At 49.6% G+C, this 12,891-nt stretch carries 10 protein-coding genes and 1 other annotated feature (1 of these 11 cut by a window edge); of the genes, 9 read left to right on the top strand and 1 reads right to left on the bottom strand.

What is annotated here, in order from left to right:
• Positions 1-94: a binding site (T-box leader), on the top strand; it begins 136 nt to the left of the window's first position.
• A gap of 103 nt (positions 95-197) precedes the next feature.
• Both BJP58_RS11505 and BJP58_RS11500 read left to right on the top strand, forming a co-directional pair.
• Positions 198-1,760, top strand: coding sequence for a 2-isopropylmalate synthase (locus tag BJP58_RS11505; protein WP_194544029.1), 1,563 nt, complete (start codon positions 198-200; stop codon positions 1,758-1,760).
• Between the two features lie 443 nt (positions 1,761-2,203).
• Complete coding sequence (locus BJP58_RS11500) at positions 2,204-3,367, top strand: MFS transporter (RefSeq protein WP_194544028.1); 1,164 nt, start codon at positions 2,204-2,206, stop codon at positions 3,365-3,367.
• Positions 3,368-3,422: 55 nt separating this feature from the next.
• Here the strand turns inward: BJP58_RS11500 and BJP58_RS11495 are convergent, their stop codons facing one another.
• Positions 3,423-4,235 carry an SDR family oxidoreductase gene (locus BJP58_RS11495; RefSeq protein WP_194544027.1) on the bottom strand — a complete coding sequence of 271 codons (813 nt, stop codon included), beginning with the start codon at positions 4,233-4,235 and terminating at the stop codon, positions 3,423-3,425.
• Positions 4,236-4,559: 324 nt separating this feature from the next.
• On the opposite strand from BJP58_RS11495, the gene BJP58_RS11490 reads away from it, so the two are divergent.
• The 7 genes from BJP58_RS11490 (at position 4,560) to BJP58_RS11460 (ending at position 12,884) form a co-directional block, all read left to right on the top strand.
• Positions 4,560-6,131 carry an extracellular solute-binding protein gene (locus BJP58_RS11490; RefSeq protein ID WP_194544026.1) on the top strand — a complete coding sequence of 524 codons (1,572 nt, stop codon included), beginning with the start codon at positions 4,560-4,562 and terminating at the stop codon, positions 6,129-6,131.
• Positions 6,132-6,160: 29 nt separating this feature from the next.
• A complete protein-coding gene (locus tag BJP58_RS11485) occupies positions 6,161-7,372 on the top strand; it encodes a glucuronate isomerase (protein WP_194544025.1) in 1,212 nt (403 codons plus the stop codon).
• A 45-nt stretch (positions 7,373-7,417) separates the two neighbouring features.
• Positions 7,418-7,720, top strand: coding sequence for an ArsR/SmtB family transcription factor (locus BJP58_RS11480; RefSeq protein ID WP_194544911.1), 303 nt, complete (start codon positions 7,418-7,420; stop codon positions 7,718-7,720).
• Positions 7,721-7,869: 149 nt separating this feature from the next.
• Entirely contained in the window at positions 7,870-9,054 is a 1,185-nt protein-coding gene (locus BJP58_RS11475; protein ID WP_194544024.1) for an MFS transporter, read from the top strand.
• Positions 9,055-9,258: 204 nt separating this feature from the next.
• Positions 9,259-10,302, top strand: coding sequence for a LacI family DNA-binding transcriptional regulator (locus BJP58_RS11470; RefSeq protein WP_194544023.1), 1,044 nt, complete (start codon positions 9,259-9,261; stop codon positions 10,300-10,302).
• Between the two features lie 718 nt (positions 10,303-11,020).
• A complete protein-coding gene (locus tag BJP58_RS11465; RefSeq protein ID WP_071223267.1) occupies positions 11,021-11,980 on the top strand; it encodes an ABC transporter permease in 960 nt (319 codons plus the stop codon).
• A 19-nt stretch (positions 11,981-11,999) separates the two neighbouring features.
• Positions 12,000-12,884, top strand: coding sequence for a carbohydrate ABC transporter permease (locus BJP58_RS11460; protein ID WP_071223266.1), 885 nt, complete (start codon positions 12,000-12,002; stop codon positions 12,882-12,884).
• Positions 12,885-12,891 lie beyond the last annotated feature (7 nt).

Raw genomic sequence — 12,891 nt, 5'->3', positions numbered from 1 at the left:
ACCGTTATAGGGATAGATGGTGATGGCCATCGAAGAAGATCATTTTGCATAAAATGAATTAGAGTGGTACCGCGGGTTCAACCCCGCCTCTATACGTAGAGGCGGGGTTTTTTTGTTGGTTAAATTCCGGGTTTAACCAACCCCGCTTGATATAAATGAATGAAAATGAACGATCGATGATCGAGGAGGAATATCAAATGGAACGCAATATTATCGTATTGGACACAACCTTGCGCGACGGAGAGCAGGTTCCGGGCGCCAAACTGAACGTACAGCAGAAAATCGAGTTTGCGCAGCAGCTAAAGCGGCTGAACGTCGATATTATCGAGGCTGGTTTTCCCGCGTCTTCGGCAGGGGATTTTCAAGCGGTTCAGGAAATCGCCCGAACCGTAGGCGATAGCGTCTCCATTACTGCGCTTGCACGCGCGGTGAAGGGCGATATCGATGCCGTATATGAGAGCATTAAGCTTGCGCAAAATCCGCTGATTCATATCGTGCTTGGCACCTCGAACATTCATGTGGAGAAGAAATTCAATCGCTCCAAGGATGCGGTGCTCCAGATGGGCGTTGATGCGGTGAAATATGCCAAAACACTGCTGCCTCATGTCCAGTATTCGACGGAGGATGCATCCAGGTCCGATTTTGAATATCTGTGGACAACGATCGAAGCCGTCGTGAAGGCCGGAGCAACGATGATAAACGTGCCGGATACGGTCGGTTATGCCGTTCCGGATGAGTTCGGCGAATTGATTCGCAAAATCAATGAACGACTGAAGAATCTGAACGACCAGGTTATTCTCAGCGTTCACTGTCATAACGATCTCGGGCTAGCTACGGCGAACACGCTCAGCGCAGTGAGAAATGGTGCCCAGAAAGTAGAATGCACGATCAATGGTTTAGGGGAGCGCGCAGGCAATACATCGCTGGAAGAAGTGGTCATGGGACTGAAGGTCCGGGAGAATCACTTTAAGGCCTCCACCAACATCCGGCTCAAGGAGCTGATTAGAACCTCCCGGCTGCTGACGCATTTGACGGGCCTGGATGTGCAGGTGAACAAGGCGATTACGGGTGAGAATGCATTCGCGCACTCATCCGGCATTCACCAGGACGGCCTGCTGAAGGATAAACAGGTTTATGAGATTATGTCGCCGGAGGAAGTCGGCGCCGACAGCATGGAGCTGATCCTGACGGCGCGGTCCGGAAGGCATGCGTTCAAGAATGCGGTGGAGAAGCTTGGCTTCGAGACAGGCGAAGGCGAAGATTTTGAAGCGCTGTTCGCGAAATTCCTGCAGTTGGCCGATGCCAAGAAGGAAGTATATGACCATGACGTTTTTTATCTGGTGACCCAACACCGTACCCATGAAGAAGTCAGCAGTCATCTGTATGAGCTGGATTCGTTCCAGGTCGTGACCAATGATCTGTATCCGACGGCAACGGTGAAGCTGAGAAAAGGCAGCGAGACGTTCAGGGACAGCATGGTGGGGGATGGCCCGATCGATGCGCTGTACAGCGCCATGAAAGCGTTGGTCGGTTTGGACGTACAGTTGAAGGATTACAAAATCAACAGTCTGTCCAGGGGAAAAGAAGCCATCGGCCGGGTAAACATTCGAATCGAATACCAAGGCAAAACCTATACCGGGCGCGCGATGGATACGGATATCATTAAGGCAAGCGCGTTGGCTTTTCTTAACGGGATTAACGCGGTATTGCTTGATGCCGGCCAGGATGTGCAGCTGCAAGCGCCGGTGGATGCACGATAATTCATGGTATGAGACGGTTGCGTTCACCAGAGGCCAAGCCATAACGGTAACGTAACGCTGGTGCGGAGGGTGGATACCCCACGTCTACTTCTAATGTAGAGGTGGGGTATGCGGCCGCCCGTAACCGATGGATTTTAAAAGCATACTTATTGACCGATCGTTACAAAATATATATAATGAGCTGGAAACTATAGGAGAGAGGAGCCGATCATGGTGCGAAGATTACGGTGGAATACGTCCTTGCAGCGGAATGGCATGTTCTTTCATGCCGAAATGTAGAGTGGGCGAGGTGGCATATTTTTTTTGGATGGTTTTGTACTAACCGGTAAAATAGTTAGGTGTATGCGAAGTGCGTCTTATTCGAGCTTACGGGACTCACGGATCCTATTTTTGTACCGATAATTACAGAAGTGTGGAATAATAAAAGACAGGAGTGGTTTCCTTTGCCTTTATCCATTTATATATTAGGACTTATGATTTTCTCGATGACAACCTCTGAGTTTATGGTAGCAGGCATTATGCCTTCGCTTTCGGAAGAATTCGGCGTTTCGGTTGCAGCCATCGGTTATCTCATTACCGCTTATGCCGCCGGCATGATTATAGGAGGACCGCTGCTGACGGTAGGGCTATTGAAGGTGCCGCGCAAACAGGCCTTTTTGATATTGGCTGCCATTTTTCTTGTCGGTCAGACGCTGGGTGCTGTCGCGGCCACATATGAAGTGATGATGGCTGCCAGAGTGATCACGGGTATCTCCTCTGCAGCGGCGTTTGGCGTCTCGCTTGCGATTAGCTTTTCCCTCGTCGGCCCGGAATCGCGTGGAAGGGCGGCGTCGATCGTCCTCGGCGGTTTAATGGTTGCAACGGCGATCGGACTTCCGCTGGCGATGTGGATCGAGCAGCTATTAGGCTGGCGTGCCAGCTTCTGGGCTGTTGTGGTTCTGGTATTGGCATCGGGCCTGGTGGGGCTGTTTACGATCCCATCCTTGCCCAGAACGGAATCGGCCGGCATTCGTGGAGAGTTTGTTGCCTTCAAGAATCGCCATCTATGGGCTGCATATGCCACAAGCATGCTGATTATCGGAGCTACCTTTGCCGCATTCAGTTATTTCTCGCCGATCTTAACCGATCTTACCGGCTTTGGCGTTCAGGCGGTACCGATCCTGCTTGGCGTTTACGGTGTGGCGACGGTGCTTGGCAACATGGTCACCGGCAGACTGGCGGATCATTATATGATGCAGATCCTCACCATTGGGTTGGTCGCTCTAGCGGCGGCTTTAGTGGTATTCGGACTGTTTGTGCACAGCCAGGTGATCGCTATGATTGCGGTTGTGATCGTAGGTTTAGCAGGTGTGCCCATGAACCCGGCCATGGCGACCCGGGTCACCCGGGTTGCCGATACGGGGTCGCTTGTTACGACGGTGCATGGGTCCGTGATCAGCCTTGGCGTTGTCGTTGGATCCTCCATCGGAGGGATGGCGATGGATGCTGGTTTTGGCTTGGCGTCGCCTCTATGGGTTGGGGCGTTCTTGGCTGTTCTCGGTTTGCTGTCCTTACTGCCAGCCGTGCGAGGTAGGGGGAAAGCACAGCCTCTGTCTTCCGATCAATGATGCATTACCTGAAACCACCAGCTCCGAATAAAAGGGAGCTGGTGGTTTCTAATTTTCAGCTGAACTGCTGCGTGATCCCCGCCATAAACTCCTCCTCCGAGGCTTTGCTTCGCAAATCCAACAAGAAATGAGCATCCGCTCCGGATAAATAGCGGAAACGGGAGGATGTATCTGTAGCCGCTTCGTAAATGGTTTCCGCAATTAACTCCGGTGTGGAGACGTTGGTTTCAAAGCTGGCCATTTGTTTTTGCAGCACCGTTTCTGAATAGGCTGCATAAGCATTCAGCGAAGGGTGTGACAGCAGATCCAATGAACGTCCGGTAAAGTCTGTTGCAACGTTTCCGGGCTCTACAACTTTCACCTTAATATTCTGTGCAGCCAGCTCATAGAACAAGGACTCCGAGAACCCTTCGATGGCCCACTTGCTCGCATGATACAAAGACAGAAGAGGAAAGGCAACTCTGCCGCCAACGGATGATACATTGATGATAGTTCCCTCGCCGTTCATTCTGAAATGGGGGAGTATAGACTGGGTTGTCTGGAGGACACCAAATACGTTGACATCAAACTGTTTTCTTACCTGTTCATCCGTTGCGGCTTCAAATGCGCCAATGGCTGCGTAGCCTGCATTGTTCAGCAGCACATCGATTTTACCGAATTGCCGAATCCCTTCAGCGATGGATGTTTCGATCGTTTCCTTCCGTACAACATCGAGTCTTGTGACCAGCATACGCTCTCGCTGAATGAATTCCATCTCCTTCTCCGGCGAACGCATGGTTGCGATAACGTTCCATCCTCGCTCCCAAAAATACTGTGCGGTTCCTCTTCCAATTCCTGAGGAAGTGCCTGTAATTAAAATGGTCTTCATAGTCTTATTCCCCCTCTATTCTCACTTGCAAGGAGAGTATATAACGAACCATGAACAAAGTAAACTAATTTTATTAAATTAGTAAATTAAATATAATTCGAATGGTTAAGGAACTCTTTCATCCGTTATAATGAGGAGTCGAAATGACCAAGTGTGGTCATGAGTGAGCTATGATACCGGCTATAAGCACAATGTCTCCTTGAACGGCCAGCATAGGAAAACACATGCGATCAGAAGAAAGTACATGTTAATGCAAGGGAATTGGATGTTATTATGAAAGCGCTTTAGATTTTCAGGTGAGAATTATGGAAGGAAGCGATATGGATGAGAAGAATATGGAGTTTGGTTTTGATGAGTGCGCTAATCGCCGTAACAGCGGTTGGCTGTAATGGTGCCAAGGAAGCGGATGGAGGAACCTCCGGCTCATCAAGCGCTGCCGCTGATGGCAAGCTGTCTTTCACGATGTCCATGGCAACCAGCGGAAACAAACATGCCGAGCGTTCGAAGGATGTAAATGAAGAGAGATGGGTGAAGGAGCTTGAGAAGCTGACCAATACGGATATTGAACTGACGATGCTTCCGCTGAAGGACTTCGACAGCAAAATGACTTTAATGTTTGCCTCCAATGATATTCCTGACGTCGTTCAGAACGTGGGAGGGGCTACAAGCAAGGGAATGTCCGGTTCCGTAGAAGCAGGCGTATTTATGCCGCTTGACGATTTGCTGAAGGAGCATGCTCCGAACTTGATGAAGAGTGTGCCGAAGGAAGCCTGGCAGGAGACAAGCTATGACGGCAAAATTTACGGAATACCGGCATGGCTGTCCAACCCGTCCCGGAGAGGGCTGTATATCCGGACCGATCTGCTGGAGAAGACAGGGCTCCCTGCTCCAAAGACAGTGGATGAATTTCTGGACGTGATGCGTGCGATGAAAAAGGAAGGCGTGGAGTTCCCGTATCAAATGCGGGAGAACTTTAAATATGCGGACACGATTCTGGGAGCGTTCGACGTGCTGCCATCACAGTACGAACACCAGAACGGGGAGGTCGTTCCCAAGTTCTTCGACGTGGACAATATGACGAAGGCGCTCGAGACCTATAAGACCATGTACGATGAAGGTCTGATTCCTAAGGATTTTGCGACCCTGACCTCGAGTGATTATGGCAAAAACATTGAGAGCGGTAAATCCGGCATGTGGTCAGCCAATGCCCAGCTTCTCTCGGGATTCCGCGGTAAGTTGAAAAATGCCGTGCCGGATGCCAAGGTCGATATCATTGCTTCGCCGCGCGGTCCGGAGAACACAGGAGGCCATCTGCTGTATTCAAGCATCAATACATCCTACTATATTAACAGCAAGGTCTCAGAAGAGAAGGCCGTCGGCATTATCAAGTTTTTTGACTGGATGCTGACGCCGGAGGCAGAGACATATTTCTCGTTCGGCATTGAAGGCGAAACGTTCACCCGGGAGAACGGCGCGGTCAAGTTTACGCCTCCATCCACGCCGGAAGCGATGGATGAAGACGGCTTCCGCAGCATGTTCTGGTTCGTCCACGATATGGTATACAACAAGGCAAAGGAAGAGCTTACCGAGGACGGACAGGATATGATCAAGTTCATGGATACGGTGGTCTTCAAGGAAGGTCTGGGGTCGATCCGCTTCTCCCCGGCATTGGACGCTTATTCCAAATATCCGGATACCGCGCCGCAAGGCGATGACGTGGGGCCTAAGCTCGTTCTTGATCATATGATCAAGATGATTTATGGCAGAGAGCCGATCTCGGATTGGCCGAAAGTGATTGAGGAATACAAGAAGAAGGGCGGCCTTGAGATCATTAAGGAAGCCACGGACCGTTACAACGAAGGGAAGGGCATTGTCGTCTCGGAAAACCGGAAATAACCGATTCATGAAGAGAGGGAGATGTTCATATGAGCTTGCATGATATGAGCGGCAAACAAGCCGTATTCTTCGAGCGAATCATGGGGCTGCCGGTCTTCGATACCCATACTCACCTTATCGGTGACCGGCTCGGTGCAAGGGATTTTTGGGAAATCGCCCATTACTTCTGGTTTTACCGAGAGCTCCAAGCTGGAGGATACCCGGATGAAGCGGATAAATTACCGGAGGAGGAGCGAATTGCCGCTTTTCTAAAAGCCTATCGATCAACGAGAAGCACGCTGATGAACTGGGTATTTACCTCCATTATGCGTGAGTTATACGGAGTCACCATCAAGGATGAACATTCGGTGCGGGAAGCCATGGCTCGCGTACGGCACGCATCGACCGAAGAGGGCTGGGCACAGCAAACGGCTGACCGGATGAATATCCGCCGGTTTGTCGTGAATCATCCGGAGCATGCAACGTTTCAAGGCATGCGGGATGATGCTGTACTGATCCCCCGGATTGACGGAGTGCTGGGTCCATGGGTTGACCGCATCGTGCAATCTAATGATCCTGCCAGGACTTTACTTGATGTGGGAGACGAGATTGACCTGCTGCTTGACGGATTTCGCGAAGCCGGCCTCCCGGGCATCATGACAACGCTGCCGCGGTATGAGTCGAGTTCGCACATCCGTAAGGAGATTGGGCCGGCAAGCGGGCGAGACGACATTCTGATGGAGCTGTTGCACGTCATATGTGGTGCTGCGGATCGGAACGGCCTGCTCGTTCAACTGTCTCTCGGAGTAGAGAGATCATGGTGCGGCACGGCGTTCCCTGCCAATGATACAGAGCGGATTCTTAAGCTGACGGCTTTGTTTGAGTCGTACCGATGTGAATTTGAGCTTGTGCTTGCATCGGAGCTGAACAATCTCGATGCCGTGCAGGCGGCCTGGAATTTCCCGAACGTTCATGTCGGCGGCATGTGGTGGTTCAACTTCCGGGCGAGCACCTACCGGGACAGCATGCAGTACCGTCTGGAGGCACTCCCGGCAAGCAAGAACTCGATTATCGTCTCGGATGCCCGATGCATGGAATGGAGTTACGGCAAGATTTTGCTTGTGAAGAAGCTGGCTGCCGAGTTTCTGTGGGAGCGGCTCCTATCTGGCTGGATCGACGAAGAGACGGCGCTGGATACGGCAAACGAATGGTTCTACGCGAGTGCCGTAAAACGCTATGGCATTCGTACGGAGGATCAGTAAGGGAAACGGGTTGACATATCGATAAATCCCGATATAATGATACGTATGAAACCAATCGAAGTTTTTAAAGCGCTGTCCAATGAATCAAGGCTTGAAATATTGCAGTGGCTCAAGGAACCGGAACAACATTTTACACCCCACGAAGGGATTGATATGAGGAAAGTCGGGGTATGCGTAACCCAGGTGACCGAGAAATTGAATATGACGCAGTCCACCGCATCGCAATATTTATCGATTCTGCATCGGGCGGGTTTGATCAAGACGGAGCGGCTTGGGAAATTTACGTATTATAAGCGGGATGAAGAGGCTATCCGAGAAATTGGAGAGTATTTAAAGCAGGAGATTTAGAGCAGGTACTGAATGATTCCTTCAGAAAAAAGGAATATTCAGTATTGTCTCGCACTACACATCTAGATATTGCGATATGTCTTTTTATTGGTTTAACATATCGACAAATCGTGATATATAAATATTATTAAAGGAGTGGAAATACAATCATGACGGGTGCTTGGAAAATTTACTTTTTGGCAATCGTTAGTTTTTTAGTAGGAACATCGGAGTATATTATATCGGGAGTTTTGGATAAAATTGCGGATTCGTTAGGAATTACGATAACCGCAGCCGGTCAGCTGATCACGATTTTCTCATTGGTCTATGCGATCTTAACCCCCGTTCTTATGGCACTGACCGCTAGAATGGAGAGACGGAAGCTGTTGGTTTATTCATTGGGTATTTTTGTGATCGCAAATCTGCTGTCATTTGCCCTTCCGGGGTATATTCCGTTTGTAATTGCGCGCGTTATTATGGCGATGGGCGCAGGAATGGTCGTTGTAACTGCACTCGGGATTGCCGCCAAAATCGCGCCGCCGGGCAAACAGGCGAGTTCGATCGCTACGGTTGTCATGGGCTTCACGGCTTCCCTGATTATCGGCGTCCCTCTCGGCCGTGTCGTAGCTGCTGCTTTTGGATGGAAATCAGTGTTCGGTTTCATTGCCATTCTGGGGGTTGTTTCCATGATCGTGCTGTACAAGGCGATTCCCCACACCAAAGGAGATGCTCCCGTACCACTGCTCCAGCAATTCGCACTGCTCAAAAAGCCTAAAGTCGCACTCGGTTTGGCGATCACCTTCTTCTGGCTGGGCGGGTATTCTATTGCCTATACGTACCTGTCTCCTTACCTTCTTCATGTTAGCGGTCTGAACGAAGGTCTGATTAGTGCGGCGCTGTTTGCCTTTGGCATTGCCAGCCTTATTGGCTCCAAGTTCGGCGGATTCAGTACGGATCGATGGGGAGTGCCGCTTACATTAACAGGGGGCATGATGCTGCATATTCTCGCGTTAATCGTTCTGACTTTTACTCAAGCAGCCGTATCGGCCATCCCCGTATTTGCAATTCTTGTTATATGGTCGTTATCCGCCTGGTCTTCCGGTCCGACACAGCAGTATAATCTCGTTCAGCTGGAGCCGAATTCATCGGGGGTCATGCTAGGCCTGAACCAATCCGTGATGCAGCTCGCCATGGCTGCTGGCGCAGGCATCGGAGGAGTTGCCGTTGAGCAATGGTCCTTGTCATCCATCACCTGGATCGGTGCCGGGGGCGTTGCCATAGCCATGGTCGTGTCGTTTGTACTTTTCCGTTTAGGAAAGCGGGAGAGCATGGGGCGCGCGCCATTGGAAGCTTAATGAATAACCACTGATGACGCAGTGCTGTTGGATAGCTTAAAATGCAGCATTTCATACTTTCGTAAACGAAAGAATCCATGAGACATCTCCTTTCTTCTCAGCGATGAGAGTCATCAATTTGACGCCCCAAAACCAGAAAGTTTATGCTATGATCAATGGATGGCGGAAAATTTGGTTCCAAATTTTGCGAAGGAGGAGATGCGATTGGCTAAGCTCAAAGATATTGCCGAACGGGTCGGGGTATCCATATCTACGGTTTCGCGTGCCATCAGCAATGATGCAAGCCGTCCGGTCAGCGAGGATACCAAGCAGAAAATCCGGCAGGCGGCGCTTGATCTTGGTTATAAACTGCCTGAGTCATCCCAAAGCGTACATGATAACGGCATAGCCGATAAGCGGGTTGTCTGCGTCGTTCCCCAAAACCTGATGGACGACCACCCGTATTTCTCAACGGTTCTTGCCGGTTTCCATAAAAAAATGGAGGAGCTCGGACAGCCCCCGGCGATCGTTCGTACATGCGAGGAAGTCGCCGATGCGGACAAAATACGCCTCATGCTGAGGGAGACAGGAGCTCAGGGGATTGTAGCCGTCAGTTGGTATGACAAGGAGCTGTTTGAACTGATACAGCAGGCCGGCGTTGCCATCATGGGAGTGAGTTTGAATGATGAGCGGCTGACCGTACCGGTTGTAGACTGTGACCGGATTTCATCCGCGAGGGCAGCCGTAAGCCACCTGATTGACCAGGGACACACGCGAATCGCCTATATCGGGGGGCCTGCGTATTCCAAGCAGATGGAGAGCGAAGAACGGTATGTTGGATATAAATTCGCTATGCTGGAAGCCAACCTGGAGGTGCGCGAGGAGTGGCTGATGAATACCGGATGGAATGTGGATCGAAGCTTCAGCAAGCTGTCCGAGCTGCTCGGAGGCCTTCCCAAAGAGCAATGGCCAACGGCTGTTTTTTGTGCCAGCGACATGCTGGCCATTCCGGCGATGCGTGCCGTTGTCGAGAATCAAGGCAGAATCCCGGAAGATATCGCGATCGTGGGGATGGATAACATTGATGTGGCCCAGTATACAACGCCCCCGTTAAGCTCTGTCTCCGTGCCGAAGTATGAAATCGGCAGGGTAGCTGCCAAATCAATCGTGGATTATTTGGACGGGCATTTCAAGGTGGCAACCAAAATATTGCTGCCATGCTCATTGATTGTTCGGGAGTCTTCAAGTTTTACCAGAACATACATTTAACTAACTCGATATGTTCGATTAGTTAACATTAAATATGAAATAAAGATTATTGAACAGCTGTCGGCTTGAAATCCGATAGCTGTTTTTTGTGCTTTTTCATCCAAACATTGAGGTTTTTGGGCCAAAACAATCCAAAAAAGTATTTGACAATGCCATATTGCTATATTATCATGAGTGAAAATCAACCAAATGTTTGGAATGATAATTCTGGTCTTGCAACTGCTAAACGATTCTTCGCATAACTTCACTCTAGTCATTAATTTCGTTTTCATCCCTTGTAATATAAAGGTTTTGATAATAGAAAGAATTCCTCCCATTCATGAAATAGGCCCTTCGCATGGTGCCTTATATACCAGTATGGATCCAAATTTAATCCGTAATCATCCAAAAATATATCCAAAATCACTCCAAGCAAATGAAATAACACCCGCCTGCTCGGGTCTTATTTATAAATTAATTTGGCGTTACTATACCTAACATATAGGAGTGTTGCAATAACCGTATTTTAACAAACGGCTAGCTGAGGCGGTGGTAGCTTAGTCATATGACGGATTGCATAGCAAAGGAGGGAAATCAGTAACGAGTACTTTTCAAGCTCGATGCATGTAAAGAAACTGATCCGCTGGTTGAGCGGATACCCATGTTTTGATGGCAAGTCAGAATCGCTTTGCTGGTGAAACGAGGTTAATCCAATCCCATACATACGAGGTGATGCTCATTGGCAAATACGCCCCTGCACTCCGCAGCAACCGTGGTTCCCGAAACGAAACGTAAGCGCTTACTGTGGAATCGCGTCTTACGCAATTGGCAGCTTTATGCCCTGATTTCACCGGTCATCGCTTATTACATCCTGTTCCAGTATGTTCCGATGTACGGCATCCAGATCGCCTTTAAGGATTTTATAGCAACGCAGGGGATATGGGGCAGTCCCTGGGTCGGCTTTGAGCACTTCGATCGCTTTTTCAACAGTTATTATTTCTGGCGCCTGATCAAGAACACGCTGGGCATCGGTTTATACAGTCTTGCCGTCGGTTTTCCGATCCCGATTATTCTGGCTTTGCTCATGAACGAGGTTCGGGCTGAACGGTTCAAGAAATTCGTGCAGACCATCACATATGCGCCTCACTTTCTCTCTACCGTGGTCGTTGTCGGGATGATGATGATTTTCCTGTCGCCCCGTTACGGCATCATCAATCATTTTATTGAAATGTTCGGCGGTCAGCCGATCAATTTCATGACTGAACCCTCTTGGTTTAAGTCTCTTTACGTTCTGTCGGATGTATGGCAGACCATGGGCTGGAGCTCCATTATTTATTTGGCTGCCCTTGCCGGCATTGACAACCAGCTGCACGAAGCGGCGCGCGTCGATGGTGCAACCAGGCTTCAGCGCATATGGCATATTAACATCCCTGGCATCATGCCAACGATCATCATCCTCTTGATCCTCAATATGGGCAGCATTATGGGTATCGGGTTCGAAAAGGTTCTCCTGATGCAAAACAACCTGAATATGGAGAGCTCCGACATTATAGCCACCTACGTCTACCGAATGGGGATCCAGAATGCCGAGTACAGTTTCTCCGCTGCCATTGGATTGTTTAATTCCATCATCAATTTTGTCCTGCTGGTTGTTGTGAACTTTATTTCGAAGCGCGTGAGCGAGACCAGTCTTTGGTAAAGAGGGGAGTGAAAGAACCATGCAAATTGAAACCAGAGGGGACCGCATTTTTAATGTTATCAATTATACGATTCTGATCCTGGTTACCATCATTGTCATGTACCCGCTGGTTTTTGTGCTCAGCGCATCGTTTAGCGACCCGCAGGCGGTTCTGAGGGGCGAGATGCTGCTGTGGCCCAAGGGCGTTAACCTGAATTCCTACGTAAAAATTTTTCAGAACAAGGATATCATCAGCGGCTTTTCCAACACGCTGGTATATACGTCGCTTGGCACGTTCATTAATCTCACGATGACCATCCTTGCCGCCTATCCGCTGTCCCGGAAGGATTTTGTCGGGCGAAATGCGATCATGGCGCTGCTGGTCTTCACGATGTTTTTCAGCGGAGGACTCATTCCTACATATTTGCTGATCAAGAACCTCGGCATGCTGAATACGCTCTGGGTCATGATTATCCCGAATGCCGTATCCATCTGGAACATCATCATTATGCGCACCTTCTTTCAGCAGTCCATACCCGGCGAGCTGCAGGAGGCCGCGACGATTGATGGATGCTCGAACATTAAAATCCTGACCCGTATTATACTGCCGCTGTCCATGCCGATTATCGCTGTGACCATATTGTTCTATGCGGTCGGTCATTGGAATGCGTTCTTCAATGCACTTCTGTATTTATCGGATAAAGATAAATTTCCGCTGCAGCTCATCCTGCGCGAAATTTTGATTCAGGGACAAACGAACGATATGGTCAAAATGTCGACCGAATCGGCGATCAAGCAGCAGAGGGAAGTGGAGGGCATTAAGTACGCGGTGCTGGTCGTGGCGAATATTCCGGTGCTGGCCCTCTATCCGTTCCTGCAGCGATATTTTGTCAAAGGCGTGATGATTGGGGCCATCAAAGGATAATTCCTTG

This window comes from Paenibacillus sp. JZ16 (assembly GCF_015326965.1).
Classification (GTDB): Bacteria; Bacillota; Bacilli; order Paenibacillales; family Paenibacillaceae; genus Paenibacillus_AQ.
This window is presented reverse-complemented; position numbering and strand designations above follow the sequence as displayed.